The sequence below is a fragment of the Methylomonas sp. 11b genome (assembly GCF_000515215.1).
Lineage (GTDB): Bacteria > Pseudomonadota > Gammaproteobacteria > Methylococcales > Methylomonadaceae > Methylomonas.
The window spans coordinates 2,063,784-2,081,762 of the sequence record NZ_KI911557.1 but is presented as its reverse complement, the minus strand read 5'-3'; the positions used below and the strand labels follow the sequence as shown (position 1 = coordinate 2,081,762).

General features: G+C 48.8%; 17 protein-coding genes. 6 read left to right on the top strand and 11 right to left on the bottom strand.

What is annotated here, in order from left to right; all coding sequences use genetic code 11:
• Positions 1 to 85 precede the first annotated feature (85 nt).
• From METH11B_RS0110050 to METH11B_RS0110030, 5 genes are read right to left on the bottom strand one after another with little or no spacing between them, the layout of a single operon-like run.
• A complete protein-coding gene (locus METH11B_RS0110050; RefSeq protein WP_020482976.1) occupies positions 86 to 1,057 on the bottom strand; it encodes a peptidylprolyl isomerase in 972 nt (323 codons plus the stop codon).
• Between the two features lie 14 nt (positions 1,058 to 1,071).
• The gene (locus METH11B_RS0110045) at positions 1,072 to 1,335 is read right to left on the bottom strand and encodes a BolA family protein (RefSeq protein ID WP_020482975.1); all 264 of its coding nucleotides are present in this window, start codon (positions 1,333 to 1,335) and stop codon (positions 1,072 to 1,074) included.
• Positions 1,332 to 1,634 carry a YciI family protein gene (locus tag METH11B_RS0110040; RefSeq protein ID WP_026601927.1) on the bottom strand — a complete coding sequence of 101 codons (303 nt, stop codon included), beginning with the start codon at positions 1,632 to 1,634 and terminating at the stop codon, positions 1,332 to 1,334. Before METH11B_RS0110040 ends, METH11B_RS0110045 begins: the two co-directional genes overlap by 4 nt.
• Positions 1,634 to 2,176 (bottom strand): septation protein A, encoded by a 543-nt coding sequence (locus tag METH11B_RS0110035; protein WP_026601926.1) that lies wholly within the window; start codon positions 2,174 to 2,176, stop codon positions 1,634 to 1,636. Before METH11B_RS0110035 ends, METH11B_RS0110040 begins: the two co-directional genes overlap by 1 nt.
• A 27-nt stretch (positions 2,177 to 2,203) precedes the next feature.
• Positions 2,204 to 2,533 carry a hypothetical protein gene (locus METH11B_RS0110030; protein ID WP_155931108.1) on the bottom strand — a complete coding sequence of 110 codons (330 nt, stop codon included), beginning with the start codon at positions 2,531 to 2,533 and terminating at the stop codon, positions 2,204 to 2,206.
• Between the two features lie 112 nt (positions 2,534 to 2,645).
• Between METH11B_RS0110030 and METH11B_RS0110025 the strand changes: the two genes are divergently transcribed.
• The 4 genes from METH11B_RS0110025 (at position 2,646) to METH11B_RS0110010 (ending at position 6,368) form a co-directional block, all read left to right on the top strand.
• Positions 2,646 to 2,951, top strand: a complete 306-nt coding sequence (locus METH11B_RS0110025) for a DUF1244 domain-containing protein (RefSeq protein ID WP_020482971.1) — start codon at positions 2,646 to 2,648, stop codon at positions 2,949 to 2,951.
• Entirely contained in the window at positions 2,948 to 3,679 is a 732-nt protein-coding gene (locus METH11B_RS0110020) for a class I SAM-dependent methyltransferase (RefSeq protein ID WP_026601924.1), read from the top strand. The genes METH11B_RS0110025 and METH11B_RS0110020 overlap by 4 nt, the downstream gene beginning before the upstream one ends.
• Positions 3,680 to 3,741: 62 nt before the next feature.
• A complete protein-coding gene (locus METH11B_RS0110015) occupies positions 3,742 to 5,466 on the top strand; it encodes an SPOR domain-containing protein (RefSeq protein ID WP_026601923.1) in 1,725 nt (574 codons plus the stop codon).
• A 2-nt stretch (positions 5,467 to 5,468) separates the two neighbouring features.
• Entirely contained in the window at positions 5,469 to 6,368 is a 900-nt protein-coding gene (locus tag METH11B_RS0110010; protein WP_020482968.1) for a 5'-nucleotidase, read from the top strand.
• Here the strand turns inward: METH11B_RS0110010 and METH11B_RS0110005 are convergent.
• Positions 6,346 to 7,752, bottom strand: a complete 1,407-nt coding sequence (locus METH11B_RS0110005; RefSeq protein WP_155931107.1) for a hypothetical protein — start codon at positions 7,750 to 7,752, stop codon at positions 6,346 to 6,348. The genes METH11B_RS0110010 and METH11B_RS0110005 overlap by 23 nt on opposite strands.
• 204 nt (positions 7,753 to 7,956) lie before the next feature.
• Between METH11B_RS0110005 and lnt the strand changes: the two genes are divergently transcribed.
• Positions 7,957 to 9,513, top strand: coding sequence for an apolipoprotein N-acyltransferase (gene lnt / locus METH11B_RS0109995; RefSeq protein ID WP_331280411.1), 1,557 nt, complete (start codon positions 7,957 to 7,959; stop codon positions 9,511 to 9,513).
• A 42-nt stretch (positions 9,514 to 9,555) separates the two neighbouring features.
• A complete protein-coding gene (locus tag METH11B_RS0109990; RefSeq protein WP_026601920.1) occupies positions 9,556 to 11,064 on the top strand; it encodes an alkaline phosphatase in 1,509 nt (502 codons plus the stop codon).
• Between the two features lie 1,591 nt (positions 11,065 to 12,655).
• Here the strand turns inward: METH11B_RS0109990 and rimI are convergent.
• The 5 genes from rimI to METH11B_RS26635 form a co-directional block, all read right to left on the bottom strand.
• Positions 12,656 to 13,210: a ribosomal protein S18-alanine N-acetyltransferase gene (rimI, locus tag METH11B_RS0109980; protein ID WP_020482961.1), complete on the bottom strand. Its 555-nt coding sequence runs from the start codon at positions 13,208 to 13,210 to the stop codon at positions 12,656 to 12,658.
• On the bottom strand, positions 13,191 to 14,021 hold the full coding sequence (locus tag METH11B_RS0109975) for a uracil-DNA glycosylase (RefSeq protein ID WP_026601919.1): 831 nt from the start codon (positions 14,019 to 14,021) through the stop codon (positions 13,191 to 13,193). The genes rimI and METH11B_RS0109975 overlap by 20 nt, the downstream gene beginning before the upstream one ends.
• Positions 14,022 to 14,034: 13 nt before the next feature.
• Positions 14,035 to 15,579: a 2-isopropylmalate synthase gene (locus tag METH11B_RS0109970; RefSeq protein ID WP_026601918.1), complete on the bottom strand. Its 1,545-nt coding sequence runs from the start codon at positions 15,577 to 15,579 to the stop codon at positions 14,035 to 14,037.
• Positions 15,580 to 15,858: 279 nt separating this feature from the next.
• Complete coding sequence (locus tag METH11B_RS27805) at positions 15,859 to 16,830, bottom strand: glycosyltransferase family 2 protein (RefSeq protein ID WP_026601917.1); 972 nt, start codon at positions 16,828 to 16,830, stop codon at positions 15,859 to 15,861.
• A 235-nt stretch (positions 16,831 to 17,065) separates the two neighbouring features.
• On the bottom strand, positions 17,066 to 17,935 hold the full coding sequence (locus tag METH11B_RS26635; protein WP_026601916.1) for a hypothetical protein: 870 nt from the start codon (positions 17,933 to 17,935) through the stop codon (positions 17,066 to 17,068).
• Positions 17,936 to 17,979 lie beyond the last annotated feature (44 nt).

Sequence of the window (17,979 nt, the reverse complement as noted above, 5' to 3'; positions counted from 1 at the left end):
TATTTAGTTAGCTGAGCTTATAGGGATATAAGACGTATGTTGCAAAAAAACAGGGCGGTTGGACCGCCCTGTTCTGTATGGCGCGTTATTTAGCTGTAGCCGCTGGTTCGGTGGGTTTTACGTCTGCGTTTGGTGCGGCGCTGGCTGGTTCGGCCGGAGTGGCCTCAGCAGCAGGTGCTGGTGCAGCCTGATCAGCCGGTTGAGCCTCTTCTTGCTTTGGTGGTGTCGGCGGCAGTAAGACTTCAACTTTGGCGTTTTTGCGCAAATTTTCGATCATGGCTTGCGCTTTTTGGCGCTGTAACATTGGGCGAATTTGTTCTTTAACTGAATCAAACGGCGGTGGTGTTAGCGCTCTGGACTCTTCGCGCAGGATCACATGCCAGCCAAACTGAGTTTGCACGGGTTGTTTGCTGAATTTGCCGTTTTCCAGCGCAACCACGGCTTCAGAGAAGGGCGGGACCATGCGATCAGCGGTAAACCAACCTAAATCTCCACCTTCGGAGCCCATCGGGTCGATGGAATGTTTTTTAGCCAGCGCGGTAAAATCGCCGCCTTTTTCCAGTTCTGCGATCAGTTTTTTTGCTTCGTCTTCGGTTTTAACCAAAATGTGGCGGGCCTTGTATTCGCTGCCCATATTAGCCATTTTGGAGTCGTATTCCGCTTTGATTTCTTCGTCGGTGACTGGGTTGGCTTTCAGGTAGTCTTGTAGGGCCGCTTGCGACAATAAGGAGTTTCTAACGGTCGCCATCCGTTCGATGACTTCCGGCGATTTATCCAGTTGTTTTTGTACGGCTTGCTGAATCAACAATTCGCGTTGAATCAGTTCTTCCAATAGCTGTTCTTTTGGGAAGGTTTGGCCTTGGCTGCGTTCTGCAATTTCTTTTTCCAAGGTTTCCAAGGTTTTCTTGCTGATATAGGTGCCGTTAACCGAAGCAACCGCGTCCTCTTTGCTGACAGTCGGTGCCGCTGGTGCGGACGCTTCCTTGGCTTTTTCTTCGAAGCAACCGGGTAACAGTACGCTACTGGCTAGTATCAGGGGAATAAGTTTCAGTTTCATCTTAAGAATTTCCTTTAGCTGTTTTCAGAGGGGGTTAAAGCGTTAATGCCCAGGGCATGGATTTCATCCTTCATCATGTCGCCCAAGGCCTGATAAACCAGCTGATGTCTTTGCACCAGGGATTTACCTTCAAATTGAGTGGATATGAGAGTGACATGGAAATGACCGCCACCTTTGTTACCGGCGTGGCCGGCGTGTGCGGCGCTATGGTCGATGATTTCGATTAATTCTGGCTTAAAAGCTTCTTCCAGCTTCTGTCTGATATGGTCGGCTGTCATTGGGGAAATACTTGTTTGAAAGGTTTAACGGTAACACGAGCATATACGCCCGCGGAGATATAAGGGTCGGCATTGGCCCAGTCTTGGGCGTCCTGCCGACTGGCAAACTCGGCAACAATCAGGCTGCCGCTAAATCCGGCATCGCCGGGGTTTTCGCTATCTATCGCAGGATGCGGCCCGGCCAATACCAAGCGGCCTTGGTTTTGCAATATAGTTAATCGTTCCAGATGCTGCGGACGGGCGGCCAAACGATTGCTCAGGCTGTCCGCGACATCTTCGGCCATGATGGCATACAACATTACTCTTTAGCCTCTGGTGCGGGAATAAACTTATACAAGAACACTATTTGTACGGCAATAAAAATAAGCATCAGGCCGGGAACGCCGAAAGTTTTAAAACTGACCCAGTCGTCGGTGCTGTAGTTCGCCATCACGTATAAATTTAAACAGCCGACCCCGATAAAAAACATGGACCAGCTCAGGTTAAGGCGTTTCCAGATACGATCCGGCAATTCGAGGTTTGCGCCCATCATGCGTTCTATAAAAGTTTTTTTGCCGACGAATTGGCTGACCAAAAATGCACCGCCGAACAGCCACTCAATAATGGTTAGTTTCCACTTAATGAATTGCTCGTCCTGTAAATATAGTGTCGCACCACCCATGACCAAAATTAATCCCAGTGTAATCCACTGCATGGTTTCCACTTTGCGATAGAGCAGCCAATAGCTGATGACCTGCACAACCGTGGCGGCGATTACGACGGCAGTGGCAATGTAAATGTCGTACAGTTTGTACGCGACAAAGAATAGAACGATAGGGAAAAACTCTAAAAGCGGTTTCATGATTGACGTTTAAAGATGGGAGGGAGGTTAGACGTAAAGATCGATACCGGAAATGATCTCGGCAACCCGGTTTTGGGCGGGTTGATTGCGGTTTTCTGTGTAGGCGTTCAATGCTTTCAAGGTACGCGAATTACTTGGTTGGTCGTTATTGCTTACTGTCAGCCCGTTGTCCGCCAAAGCGGCCTTGATTTGAGCGGTTGACGAGGTTTTAGGTAAATCAGGATTCTGCCGAGGTATCCCGGTCTCGTCGCTATTAGGCTTTTGCTTTTGTTCAAGATTATTATCCGGCCGTACGGCTCTCGGCTGGTTATAGCCGACCGGATAAAAAGCCAAGGATGAACTGTGTATTGTGTTCACAAAGCGCGATTAGAGCCCAAGTATCAATTACTTCATTGTAGAATCTTTGGGTGCAATTGTACATGAGCCTAACGGCTTTGCTGCTAAAATGCCGGTTTTAAAGGAGGATTTCATGATTCAGTCCAATAACGTCGAGCTGGAAGCGGCGGCTTTCAGGCAACTACTAGCCCATTTACAACAGCATACCGAAGTGCAGAATATCGAACTGATGGTGCTCGCTGATTTTTGCCGGAATTGCCTGGCTAAATGGTATGCAGCCGCCGCCGCAGAACGCGCAATCGACATTGATTACGAGCAAGCACGGCAGATTGTCTACGGCATGCCTTACAGCGAATGGAAAGATAAATATCAACGCGAAGCCACTCCGGAGCAACTGGCAGCGTACGACGCAAAACAAAAACTGAAAGCGCAATCATGACGGAAGAAAAACCCTTCGATGCGATGTTCTCCAGCGTGATTGGTCAAGAATATCAAATGCTCAACTTGATATGCCCATTTGCGACGGAAATGAGCCGCTTAGTTGGTGAAATGGTTGGCGATTACTGTGAAAAGCAGAGCGCTCCCCAGACAGTGGTTGAACTTGGTGGCGGTACTGGTATCACTACGTTGGCGATCCTGTCTGCCGCGGATAACCTAAGTATATTAAGTGTCGATAACGAACCCACTATGCAAAATCAGGCGAAGCAGAGTTTGCGGGACTGGGTCGCAGCAGGCAGATTGTGTTTTTCCGGCGAGGACGCCTTGACGGCATTACAAGCATTGGCGAGCGACAGTGTCGATATTTTGGCGTCGGCATATACTTTGCATAATTTCCATTGCGATTACCGCCGTCAAGTGTTGGTCGAAATATATCGGGTGTTAAAGCCGGGTGGAAAATTCGTCAACGGCGACCGTTATGCCTTGGATGATGTCAGCGCGCATACCCGCAGCATTCAGCAAGAAGTTGGCGGTTATTTTAAGGTGTTGACCGAAATCAACCGATTGGATTTACTCGAGCATTGGATAGTCCATCTGTTTAACGACGAGTCGGAAAATCATGTCATGCGCGAATCCGTCGCGTTGGCGCAGATGGCTAAGGCCGGTTTTCGGGACATTGATTTGCAGCAACGCATGGAGGTCAATGCCTTGGTAACTGCGCTTAAATGACACCTTACGGTGCTTGCGAATCAGCATTTGCTGAACTATGTGCGGCTTAAACGAGAAAAAACATGGCTGAATCGACTGGTAGTAAAAACAAAAAAACCTTGGATGCGTTCGCCGACGATCTGGATGCCATGCTGAATATTGGCGACCCCTCCGAACAACAGGTTGGCAAAATAGATGATGACGAAGCCATTGACCGTTTGCTGGTGGGCGACGAGACATTCGAGCCTGAGGCGCAACAGGAGATTGACGAGTTCGCGGATATCGATGAATTGCTGAGTGCGAATGAGCCTAAGGCAGTATCGAGTTTAGCCGACGATATTGATGAGTTTGGCGACGATTTCAACGCCGACATCGGCATTAATCCCGGACGCGAGCAGCAAGTTATCGACGATGAGTTTGCCGATATCGTCGATGCCGAAAATCAGGGGAACCCTTTAGATTTGCCGGTTGATGATGTATTTGAAGAAGTAGCGGAGTTAGAGCGGGTCGGTCAAATCGACGATTTCCCCGAAGACACCCCGGTCGCCGCAGTGGGTTTGGCGGAAACTGCGGTGGACGAGCTGGAGAATATGGCCGAAATAGACGAGTTTTCCGATGATGCCGAGTTGGCTGGCGGCAATGCCGATTTTCTGATTGCGGATTTCGATATTTCGGCTGATGACGAATATGCACCGTCGGCACCGCCAATCGTCGATGATTTTGCCGATTTGGAAGAACCCGATAACAGCGTCCAAGCAAGTGCGCCGGAACCGGAGCCGGATTTGGATCAGATATTTGCGGCAGCGGTCAGTGAGCAAAATAACGAGGAAGAATTAGTTGTCGTCCAGAGCAATGAGCCCGAAATAGCGCCGATTGCCGACGCGGTCGAGCAAGTTCAAGCGGCCCCAGTTCCGCCTATACAAGTCATCGATCATAGTAGCGAAATTGCCGCGTTGAATCGGAATATCGTCGACCTCAAAAAGCATCAGCAGCAGATGCGCCACGATCTGACCGAGGCGGCGGGTAAAAATGAGCTGCTTGGTTGTTTGGATAGTCTGGAAAGCGTACAGACCGAACAGAAGAAAACCAAGCGGGCCTTGGATGCCTTGGCGGCTAAAAAGCCGGTAGCTGCCTATGTGGCCAATGGCATCGCAGTGGCGGCGCTGCTGATCGGTACCGGATTAGGAATACAAGGCATGATCGCCAAGTCGCAAGTCGGCGAGTTGGTCACCATTATTGGAAAATTACAGGAACAAGTGAATGCTGCGCCTGCCAGCGATGCAGCGGACAAGGAAATGTTGCGCAAACAGTTAGACGAGTTGACGGTGAGCAATGGCGTGATGGCCACTCAGATTGCGGAATTAAGTAAGGCGGGGCATGCTGATACTGGTGCGGCAAAAGCGAACGGCGATCAGGCCAAGCCTTCTGCCGAAATCGGCAGCCAGATCATGCAAATCGGCGCTGCGATAGAAGCTTTGCAGAACAAGGTGAGCGCCTTGGAAAAAGGTCGAGCGGTAGCTGCTGCGCCGGCCCCTAAGCCGGAGAAGAAAAAGCCGGTACCGGTCGAGGAAAATTGGGCGGTCAATTTAATAGCGTTTAAACAGGATTGGTATGCCAAGAGCAAGGCCCAAGAGTTTGCGGGCAAAGGCGTGCCGGCCAAGGTAGTCAAAACCGAATCCAAGGGCGAAAACTGGTATCGTTTGTTTGTGGACGGTTTTAAAACCCAGTACGAAGCGGCGGCTTATGCGGCGAAAATCAAGAAAACCCTTAATCTCGATTCGGTGTGGGTTACCCGCAATAAAGAATAGCCATGGATAATCAGAAACTTGTGGTTGCAGTATCGTCCAGAGCCTTATTCAATCTGGATGAATCGCATGCGATTTTCGAAACCCAGGGCAAGGAAGCCTTTTGTCGTTATCAGATTGAGCACGAAAACGAAATTCTGCCGCCGGGTTTTGGATTTTCCTTGGTGAAGAAGTTTCTGGATATTAACAAAGCTTTTCCCGGGGCGCCGTTGGTGGAGATTATCCTGCTGTCGCAAAATAGCGCGGATACCGGTTTGCGTATCTTTAACTCGATTAATCATTACGAACTGGCGATTAGCCGGGCGGCGTTTACTAGCGGCGTTTCGCCTTACGAATATATTCCGGCTTTTGGCGCGCATTTGTTTTTGTCGGCCAATGGCGAGGATGTCAGAAAAGCTCTGGCTGCCGGTTATGCTGCTGCGACCATCGTCTCCGGCGCCGTAGCCAATCCGTCGCCGCAGTTGCGGATTGCTTTTGATGGCGATGCGGTGCTGTTTTCCGATGAATCGGAGCGGATTTATCAACAACACGGTTTGGCGGCTTTTGCCGCCAATGAGCGCAACGAGGCGCATAAGCCCTTGTCCGACGGACCGTTGAAAGAGTTTTTAAGTGCTTTGCACCGCATTCAAACCCATTTCGATCAAGATTTGTCGCCGATTCGCACCGCCTTGGTCACCGCACGCGCCGCACCTGCTCACGAGCGGGTCGTTAGAACCTTGCGGGCTTGGGGAATTAGAATTGATGAAGCCTTGTTTTTAGGCGGCATGCCCAAGGGGGCGTTTTTAAAAGCGTTCGGGGCTGATATTTTCTTCGATGATCAAAAAGGCCATTGCGATTCCGCAGAGTCCCATCAAATCGCTGCCGCCCACGTCCCGCATGGCGTCACAAATCAACACCGACCTTGAAGCGCACTAACCAAGGGGTGCTTTCCACGCAAGCTTTCAAATACAAGGTGTTGCCGTACAGCAGATTGATTTTACTGCCTACCGTGTATTTGCCGTTGGCTAACAACACCTCGGGGTGCTCGGTTTCCATCCCGATGACTATGGCTTTCTGGCTGTTGCTGTCGCCGGCATTTTCGATGTCGTGGATTGTAATGTTGCCGATAATGGGTTCCAGCAAAATTAGTGTTACATCTTCATATAGCGTTTGCTGGCGAACTATCACCACTTTGGCGGGCTGCTGCTCGCGACACAGTAAGCCAATATCACCGGTTGAACAATTGGGCGCGGGGCTTTCCGCCACCAGGAATTGTTTGCTGACGTTGCGTAGCAGACTCAGACTAGTGCCGTGTTCGGGGAAACTGACAATGCTAGCATTGAGCGGTTTGTAGAAACTTTTTTCATGTTCCAATGGCACTAGAGACATATCGCGGGCCAGGGACCTACCGCGCGACAATTGCGAGCTAAGGTTCATGATTTTCGATAATTTTTCTTCGCCTTGCAGATGGGCGCTGACCGCAACGAAGCCCTCGAGTAAGTGTGCAGGCATCGGCGGGCCGATTGCCACCGATGCGAAAATATTGCTGTATCCTGTCAAGTGCAAAGCCAGTTTGGTCTGCATGTTTGAATTCAGTTCGGTCTCGATTTCGCCAAGTTGCAAGGCATGGCCGAGTCTCAGGCAGCTGATGTGCACGGAGCCGCGCGGCAATGTACTGTTCGTGCGCGGTATTGGACTTGGTTCGCTGCCCAGATTCCAAAAAAAACCGCTATCCGGATTGGCAGTTTTGCTGAGCTCCAGGCGATCTTGATGCCGATTAACCAACTGAAATAATTGACTGATTTCAGTTGTTGAGTATTGGTTGGGTTTGCTGAGTGCAAACAATACGTTGCGTTTAACGACTGCTTCAATGGTGCTTTGTAACTTAAACTCCTGAAGTTTGGAAGAGATCGGTTTTTTTAACAGTTGCAGTTCAACAGCTATGGTGTAAAGCAGGCCGCTTTTTTTCCACAAGGTTGTAGACGGCATTTCGTAAAACAGCGCCGTGCTGCGCAGACAGTACCCAACGAGTTGCAAGGCATAAAATATCGCTTGTTGGTTCAGCAATGTATCGAGTTGTTTGGTCTCGACAGTACGACAAAAAGCCAGGCTCAAATGTCTGAGTAACTGGATGGCTAGTTTCGCAATTTTCAGCGCTTTGGTGTTGGTGGCTAGGTCTGTTTCGGAACGCGCCGCGTTGGTTAAACCATTGGATAAATGCAATGTCAGTGGCGTTAAATTGACGAGTATCGGCAACACGTTTGCGGCTGGGGCGTTGCTGCGAGTCAGTTGTTTAAGGACCAGATTCAACTGATTTGCAGCGTTCGCCGCCGGCAACGCGCTTAATGAATTTATCCATGCGCCGAGGGACTCCGTTGACAGCTCAAAAGGCAGTGATGCGTTATCGGTCATGTACTTGCGAGTTAAGTTGTGTTGAAAACATTACCTCAGTTTAGTTCAGATTGGCGGCTAAAGGCAGCTGCCAATTTTACGAAACCCCGGCGGCTGCATAAAATGCCGATTCCATCGAATAAACACAGCAGAGTAATGACGCGAATATTGAATTGTAAATGGGAACTTGCCGCACCGGTTTTTGGGATATTGCTCACCATGGCCTTTGCTCCATACGATTATGCCTACGCCGCAATCGGTGCATTAGTTTTCATTTACTGGGTTTGGCAGCGGCAGATGCCGAAGAGGGCGGTGCTTAGTGGTTATTTGTTCGGTTTGGGTTTGTTCGGTTCAGGTATTTGGTGGACGTATATCAGTATTCACGATTTTGGCGGCGGCGACCCGTATAGCTCGATAGCGCTGACGGCTTTGCTGGTAGCAGTTTGGGCTTTGTTCCCGGCCTTGACCGGCTGGTTTATCGCCAAAACCTCGATGTGGTCCGGGGCATGGCTACGTATAACGGCTGCCGCTGTCGCTTGGGTGGCGGTCGAGTATTTTCGCGGTTATTGGTTGTTGAATGGTTTTCCCTGGCTGCAAATTGCCTACAGCCAACTGTCTACGCCTTTGGCTGGTTATGCCCCACTGACCGGGGTTTATGGGGTCGGGTTTTTGTTGGCTGTATCGGCTTTTTCGTTAGTCGAGATATTGCGTGGCAAATTGCCGGCATTGCCGGGGCTGCTGGTTTTAGGATTAATTTGGGCGGGCGGTGGCTATTTGCGAACCGTGTCGTGGACTCAAGCCGCTGGCGCGCCGATCAAGGTAACATTGGTGCAAGGCAATATTGGCCAGGATCAGAAATGGCAAAAAAATCAGAAACTCAACACGCTCAGACTTTATCAAGAGCTCACAGAACAGCATTGGGATTCTGATGTAATCATCTGGCCGGAAACCTCGATTCCGGCCTTTCTATCGCAAGTGAAAGAGTTCTACATCGATCCTCTGCAAACTGCCGCGCAAGCGCATGGAGTTGATTTGGTTGTTGGGCTACCCAGCAGCGGGCAGGGTAAGGAGTATTACAACAGCGTCATGACCTTGGGCGAAAATCAAGCCCTTTACCACAAAAATCACCTACTGCCTTTTGGCGAATATTTACCGCTTCAGCCGTTATCGGGCTGGGTATTGGATAAATTGCAAATACCTCTGGGCGATTTCGCTGCCGGTGGCGACCGGCAAACGTTGTTGACGGCGGGCGGTCATGCGTTTGTCACTACTATTTGTTATGAAGATGCCTTCGGCGAGTTGGTTGCCAGGCAGGTTGCGGATGCCGGCTACATCGTCAATATGACCAACGACGCCTGGTTCGGCGATTCGTCGCAGCCGCATCAACACATGCAAATGGCGCAAATGCGGGCGCTGGAAACCGGCCGCTATTTGGCACGAGCCACCAATACTGGTGTGACCGGGTTTGTAGGTCCGGACGGTGCATTACGTAAGCAGGCGCCTTTGTTTACTACGACTACTTTAACCGATTATATAGTGCCGATGCGTGGTCTTACGCCTTACGTCATCTTGGGTGATAAAGGTTTTTTCGGGGTGTTGGCCGTATTGCTGCTGGTGACGTATGTCTGGCATCGCAAGTTCGGTGCGGGTATTTCCAAACAAGGCGTTGAAGCCGTTTAGAACTGTGGCGATTGATTTAGAAAACATTCCTCAGAAGTACTTATGATCCCTACGCGCTGTAAATCCGCAATCCTGATTGGCACACTGGCCTTTGCGGTCGGAACATCCCAGGCTGAACCTGCTTTAGAAACGCCTGCATTCTGGTTGGAATCTGGGCAAAACCGCATCAAGGCCGCTGAGCAACTTAAAGCCAATAAAGCATTCGCCAAAAACGTGATTCTATTTGTCGGCGACGGTATGGGCATCGCGACTATTACCGCGGCGCGTATTCTGGAGGGGCAGCGTAAACCGGGCAATCGTGGCGGAGAGGAGAACTCATTGAGTTTCGAAGCTGCGCCGTATGTGGCGTTATCGAAAACCTACAGCGCCAATCAGCAAACCCCGGATTCCGCGCCGACCATGTCAGCCATCATCACTGGTGTGAAAACCAACGATGGCGAATTGTCGGTGGGGATGCAGGTGGCACGCCGGGAAAAAAGCGCAGATGTCATCAATACCTACAAGGTGAAAACCTTACTGGAACAGGCCGAGGAAAAAGGTCTATCGACTGGCGTGGTTTCTACTGCCCGAGTCACGCATGCCACTCCGGCTGCTTGTTACGCCCATACCTCTGAACGCGATTGGGAGTCTGATGCGCAAGTTCCTGAGGGCGCCACAGTTCCCGATATTGCCAAGCAACTCCTGGAGTTCGAATACGGTAACGGCCTGGAAGTGGCTTTGGGTGGCGGGCGTAGCATGTTTTTGCCCGAAACGACGCCGGACCCGGAAGATAGTGACAAGTTTGGTAGCCGCAAAGACGGTGTTGATTTGACCCAGCGTTGGCTAGCCCAATATCCGCAATCCGCCTACGTTTACAACAAAGCCGGCTTCGACGCCATAGACTCTAAGCAAACCGAGCATTTGCTGGGACTGTTCGAGCTTTCGCACATGGAATACGAACATGACCGGCTTGGCGACAAGGGTGGAGAGCCGTCTTTGACCGAGATGACCGAAAAAGCCATAGATATATTGTCGAAAAATAAAAAAGGCTATGTGCTGATGGTGGAGGCGGGCCGTATCGATCATGCCCATCACGCCGGTAATGCCTATAGAGCCTTGACGGAAACAATCGAGCTATCTAATGCGGTGCGCAAGGCGCTGGAAAAAACCAATCCTGTAGATACTTTAATCGTCGTTACCGCCGACCATAGCCATACCTTTACTATCGCCGGCTACCCGCAACGCGGAAATCCTATCATGGGCTTGGTAAAACAAACTGGCGAAACCGGTTTTGCCAAGGACAGCAACGGTCTGCCGTACGCTACGCTGGGATATGCCAATGGCCCGGGCTATCGAGGCCAAAACGGCCGTCCGGATCTAAGCGTTGTCGATACTGCGCATCCCGATTTTCTGCAGGAAGCCGTCGTCCCGCTGGGTAGCGAAACGCACGGTGCCGAAGATGTGGCGATTTTCGCGTTTGGCCCCAAAGCGCATTTATTTCATGGAGTACAAGAGCAAAGTTACATCTATCAGGTGATGGCGCATGCTTTGAAGTTTAAGGCCGGGCGGTAAAATCTCACCAATTGTGAATATAGGGGTCTCAGCGCAAATTTAAGCTAAAGATAAGGCATTAAGACCGTGGTACTTGTTAAGCGTACGAACCGAGCTATGTCGGCAAATTTAAAAATTCATGGCAAATTACCGTTTGGCCGGATTTGCTTGGGCCATTAATAATGAAATCTTAATTTGCACATAATCTAGATTTAAGGAAGTTTGAATAAAGTAACGACACACAAATCTAGCTTAGACGGTTATAAGGAAAAAATTATGGACAATATAAAAGCGATACCAATAGCCAGCCATGCCGACAGCAATTATTGTGACCACCCGACCTTGACCATGGAATTCGCCTACGGGTCGCCAACCGGGAGTTTCATCTGTATGGAATGCGGGCGACTGTTATCTAAATCGACGGTCCGACAGGCAGCATTCGTCCCAAATGCTGTGCCAATAAAAACCATGCAGCCGTTAAGATTGCCCGTGTTTATAGTTTAGATACGCTCACGAGAAAACCACAATCACAAAAAAGCCGGGTTCTGTTCCCGGCTCTGCTTATCTAAATGACAATTCAGTGAGTTTTTGAAAGTTAATTATTCTGATTTAGTTGAATTGAATAGGCTTATCTTCCGATCTGAACGTCACGCCATGCCTCAACGGCGAACTCCGCCAATTCTTTGATTATTCCAACTATGAATAACGCAAGACCATAAGTAAGTCCGGCGAGTATCAGCACTGCTAGTATTTTCATAAGACCTCCCAAAAGCTATCGGCTGGTCCGATTCTGCCACCTTTTTTCTAAAACTCAACAGTGTTTTGGTCGCTCTCGTAGACGGTGTGCTTCTAAAAAAATAGACAAAATCTTCCAAAACAGAATCTTGATTCACTTTCTTAAAGTCAATTAAATGTTATCGATTTTGTCATTTGAACTGCCATATCTTGGTGGTGTCTCTGTGTTCGCGCAATCGAAGGATTTGTTCATCAGCTTGAATGGGTTGCCAGATTAGCCCTTTGCAGTGGCGGATCGCCGTATTGGACAAAGATAAGCGATCTTTTCCGTTACTGACCAAAAATGTCAGGTGACTGTCACTTATGGCAATACTGCGCTGACAAAAAATAGTCTTATCTACGCAGATCGTTCGAAGAGGCGAAGGCCATTCCGTGTTCAGAAAATGGTGTGTTATTTGCTTTGTAACTATTGCCAAATGCTAGCGACATACATTCCGGTACAGCCAGATACTCGTTTGACCAGTGTTTGTAAGCTAACGAATTCAATTGTTTATGAGACTTGAACAAGTTTTTGCTTTTATAGATAAACTGCACATTAGGGAATTACGATGATAACTAAATTCGGCAAATCCAACTCGCTTAAAACCCGTGATGCTGGTTTTCAAGCAAACCCAATATATCTTTACGAAATTGACCTAAGGGTCCAAACAGCAAATTGGTTGAAGCAAGGGCCTCAGCAATTGCAAAATAGAGTGAAAAAGTATCCGGTTTTATAACTTGGTAAACGCCCGATGTACTGCTCTAATCGGGTCAGTTACCGTCTCTAAGGAATAGTTGGCGGGATAATTGAGGCCGACAGGGAATAGACATAATCCGGCTACAGCATAGGAACCAGATCCAACGCAAACATAATTGCGTCCTCGCGACCATTTTTCGCCGGATAATAATTCTTACGGGTGCCGATTTCGCGAAAGCCGGTTTGTCGGTACAAATTGATGGCGCCAGGATTGCTGGGGCGCACCTCGAGGAATATTTTCTCGGCGCGAGGCCTGGCGTATTCAATTAAGTGTTCCAACATTTTGCGGCCGGCTCCCTGCCTTTGAAAGACAGGGTTGACGCTGATGTTCATAATGTGTGCTTCGCCAGCCGCAACATTGATGATGCAGTAGCCTACTATGTTGTCATCCGGCGCTTCGCAAACCCAACTGGTGTAAGTCATCGTGCGGAAACAATCTTTAAATATCCCTTCCGACCAAGGGAATTCGTAATTTAACTCTTCGATCTTCAGGACGCTAGCCAAATCGGCATGGTCCATTTTGCGCATGCGCATTAAGTCTTTGCTATCTACCGAATCGGGAAACACCTTGGCGTAAAACTCACGGTCCGCATCGTAAATCACAGCATCTTTCAATTTATGTAACAGTTTCCACATGGTTCAATTTTTCTAGTTTTTGATAGACCGACAGTGCAAATTGCAAGTCGCTCCAGGCCTTGGCTTTTTCCAGCAATGAACGTAATAAGTAAGCCGGGTGGTGAATGACAATTAAAGGGATGTTGTGCAACTGATGCTGGACCCCTCGCAATTTTGCCAGAGGTTGTTGCGTGTCGAGCAAATTTTGTGCGGCAATGCGGCCTACAGCCAAAATAATTTTTGGCTGTATCAATTCAATTTGCTGCTGTAAAAAATTTTTACAAGCGGCAACTTCCTCTGTTTGCGGATCGCGGTTGTTCGGCGGTCGACATTTCAGCATATTGGCGATGTAGACTTCTTCGCGCTTTAAGCCAATTGCCCGCAGCATTTCGGTTAAAAGTTGGCCAGCCTTGCCGACGAATGGCTCGCCTTGTAAATCTTCGTTCTGCCCTGGCGCTTCGCCGATCAGCATCCAGGTTGCTTGCTTATTGCCGACACCGAATACGGTTTGGGTGCGGGTTTTACACAGCGAGCAGGCTTGGCACAAAGAAACCTCGTGTTGCAAGTCTCTCCATATTTGATCGTTGGCGTGGGATGATGGCGATGAAACGGAATGTCGCGGAGTTTCGGCATTAACGGTTTCGATGACGCTTGATACCGTTTGCTTGGAGAACACATCTTGCCGGCCTTCAGGTTGTTCAAGCCGTTCTACGTTTTCGACTGGATTTTCAAGATAAACGGCCGCTCGCGGAATGACGACAGGTTGATGCCTAGGTAGCCAGACATCAATGCCCATCGCTTCCAAATATTGCAAGCGGGTCGCGTTATCCATGGTGGCTCAACAATCAGACATCGCCTTTTTGCGGATGCTGACGTTGGTCGGGTGTTTGCAGTTTGTTAACCGCGTTAATGTAAGCCTTGGCCGAGGCGATCACGATGTCGGTGTCGGCTCCGGAACCATTAACGATACGGCCGGCATTTTCCAGTCTCACTGTTACTTCACCTTGAGCATCCGTGCCGGTGGTGATGTTGTTAACCGAGTACAGCGCTAAAGTCGCTCCGGTTTTCACCAAGCTTTCTATCGCTTTCAGGCTTGCATCCACCGCACCGCCGCCTTGTCCGCTGCCGGTTACTTCTTTACCGTCGACGCGTATCGTGACGGTGGCGTTAGGTACTTCGCCGGTTTCTGAACACACTTTTAAAGCTACCAACTTGATATGCTCGTCTTCCGCTTCGAAACCTTGTTCAGAAATCAAGGCCTGCAAGTCTTCGTCGAAAATATCGTGTTTTTTGTCTGCGAGTTGTTTGAATCTGAAAAATGCGTCGTTCAAATCCGCTTCGCCGGCAAAGTCTACGCCCAGCTCCGCCATCCGGGTTTTGAACGCGTTACGTCCGGAATGTTTGCCCAATACCATGCGGTTGGTGGTCCAACCCACATCCTCGGCGCGCATGATTTCGTAAGTCTCCCGGTTTTTCAATACACCGTCTTGATGAATCCCTGATTCGTGGGCAAAGGCGTTCGCGCCGACGATGGCCTTGTTAGGCTGCACCGGAAAGCCGGTAATGGATGACACGAGCTTTGAGCAGGTGACAATCTCACGCGCATCCAAGCCGGTATCGCAACCAAAGAAATCCTGCCGGGTGCGCACGGCCATCACGATTTCTTCTAAAGAGGCATTGCCGGCGCGTTCGCCCAAACCGTTGATGGTGCATTCCACCTGCCGAGCGCCATTCATTACCGCGGACAAGGAATTGGCAACCGCCAAGCCCAAATCGTTGTGGCAATGTACCGAGAAGATAGCCTTGTCGGAATTGGGAATGCGTTTGATCAAATTGGCAATGGTCGCGCCGAATTGCTGAGGCATGCTGTAGCCGACCGTATCCGGGATATTAAGCGTCGTCGCTCCGGCATCGATCACTGCTTCCAAGATACGGCACAAGAAATCTTCTTCCGAGCGGCCGGCGTCTTCTGGGGAGAATTCGACGTTGTCGGTGTATTGACGGGCACGCTTCACCGCCCGAACTGCGTATTCGATCACCTGATCAGGCTGCATATTCAACTTCTTTTGCATATGGATCGGCGAGGTGGCGATAAACGTATGGATTCGCGAGCTTTTCGCGCCTTTCAAGGCTTCGCCGGCTCTGTCGATGTCTTTATCCAAGGCCCGTGCCAAACCGCAAACTGTGCTGTCTTTGATTGCATCCGCCACTGCTTGGACGGCTTCGAAATCGCCTTGGCTGGCTGCCGGGAACCCCGCTTCGATCACATCAACTTTCATCCGCTCCAGCGCACGGGCGATGCGGACTTTTTCATCGCGGGTCATGGAGGCGCCAGGGCTTTGCTCGCCGTCGCGCAAAGTAGTGTCGAATATAATTAATTTATCTTTCATGAGAACTCCGATCATGAAATGTTCGGCGCTGAGGCCGAGAAACAGAAAAGGGTTGTATTATTTAGATGAGGATAGAGTGTGCCCCTCAGGGCAGCAATCTTAAAGACAGGCCGAACAACCGTGTGCCAATGGCTGGCATGGGAGCTAAATTTTTATGATAAACGATTATCTGATTGTTCATGGCTGGAAACTATACTTGATTGCCGACTGACGCTCAAGTTTGCGATGCTGTGGTGTAAGCTATTTTACCTTTTTGTTTCGTTCAGAGGTCTGAGCAGGTTACTTTTGTTCTTTAGAGCATAAACTTAATCCCCAGCTATATATAGCATGCGCTAAAAACTTAATCTGAAGAAAGTGAATGCCGTATCGGAAACTAGTCAGCATGGTTCTAACCGCTAGTAAACCCTGGTTTTGATTGATGTACTCCCAACTCAAATCTTGAGCGGATTGGATGTAGTTGAGCCTGATCAGTTTAGCTAGATCAGGTCTGACATTCCGCTTAATCAGTTGTTTTTTTATTTCCAGATTGGATAAAGAGTGATCCACCCGGCGGCGGGGCTGAGACGAGTATCCCTGGCCGGCGCTGCGTTGCAGGTACAAACCCTCTGTCACTAATCCGCATTGGCCATTCAGCGCAGCACGCAAAGCCCAATCGCAATCCCAAAGTAGGCAATCTTCTTGATATAGGCCGATTTGCATAACCTGTTCCCTGGCTGCTACCGGTCGTTGAAACGCCATAGGGACCCGTTTTAGTAAAGCTTTGAATAGACGGTCTGCGTCAAATTCCAGCAGGGTTTCCGTAACCTGCGTTCCAGCCAGATCTGCCAATATTTTGTTCATGGCGTCAGTGTAGGATTCGTGCGTCCATTTTGAATTTGGGCCGAACCAGGCGACGCTCATGAACAGCGTGTTAATTTCTGGATGTTTTTGTAAAGTTGAAACAGCTTTTTCTAAATAAGTCGGCGCGTAAAGGTCATCGTCGTCCAGAAACGCAATATATTTGCCAGAAGCGGCTTTGATGCCGGTGTTTTTCGCTGCGGCTCCCCCCAAAGAGCTTGGGTGCCGCAAAACTTTAACCTTCGTTCCGAATTTTTTCTGGAGTTGGGCGGGGTTTACCGGAGGGGTTGAGCAGTCGTCAATGACAATGGCCTCCCAATCCGCTAAAGTCTGATTGACTACGCTGCTTATGGCTTCGTCCAAAAGGTCGGGGCGGTTGTGGGTAGGTATGATAACGGTAACTAAGCAGCTCATAGCGTTGATTAGGCCGATTAAATTACAAAAGGTTTATCGGAGATATTATGATGCATAAGATGAATCAAATTAATGTTGGCAGTTTTGGCTATTGTAACTTTAAGTCGGTGATTCTGTCGCTTATTATGTTTAAGTAGTATCGCATAGTGCCAGTAAGATAAATAGGTTGTTGGAACTAATGGGAGTTAAGAGGTACTTTGTTCGAGAAATGAAAACAGATAGGCACTACGATAAATTAGACGGATTTTTGAGGAAGCTTTATTTTTGAGTAATTTTTAACAATAGTGCAGGCTTCTCGGAAGTTTAGGTGCTGTTTTGTTGAAAGATATTCGTTCATTAGCACGGATTCTTTTGCAGTAGAATACGCAGCGCCCTGCGGTCTTAGGCTATGCTGTACAGGAGTCGCATCGATAATTCCCATGGTTTTTCCCGATGAACTCACCTTTATTGGCCAAACGAGGTCATATCCCCATCCCATTGGGCTTTCAAGATCAAACGGTAGTAATTCATTTACAATTGATTTATGCATGCTAAATAGCGGGCCAATTTCAACAAAATGTGTTTCGCGTGCATTTAGCCAAGGCCTGGAAACAACAAATGTATTATCAGCTGTACTGGTTCTTGTGCGGGCGGGTTGAGCCAAACAAAAGTTTAAATGCTGTTGCCATCCGATAAAAGCATCGAGAAAGTTATCGTCAACAAAAATGTCGTCATCGGTAAAGACAAGATAATCGTATTTGCTTATGTCAACCTCTTCTAGAATTTCATTTAATATCGTAAATTTTGGTTTAAGCTCAAATATCTGCTTAACCAGCATTAGGTTGGCATGGTTTTTATATTCGGTTTCGTTGGCTTTTGGAGAGTTTTTAGGGTTCAATGATACCCAGATTTGATCAACAGCACATGCTGTTGATTGATTAAACGCATTTATCAGGTGATTAAATGTGTTTTCTCTGTATTCTAAATATATTCCTAAAATTAGTACCTTCGGTTTGTTTTTAGGCGCATGTTGTATTTTTAGTGGTTTATGATGGGTAGGGTACCGCATCAATATTTGGGAAATTTTGATTTTTAAATAGCATTTAATTTCGTTTAAATAGTTCACGAATAATTCCTTGGGCCGTCAGCTAGTTGCGAAATGCTATTCTG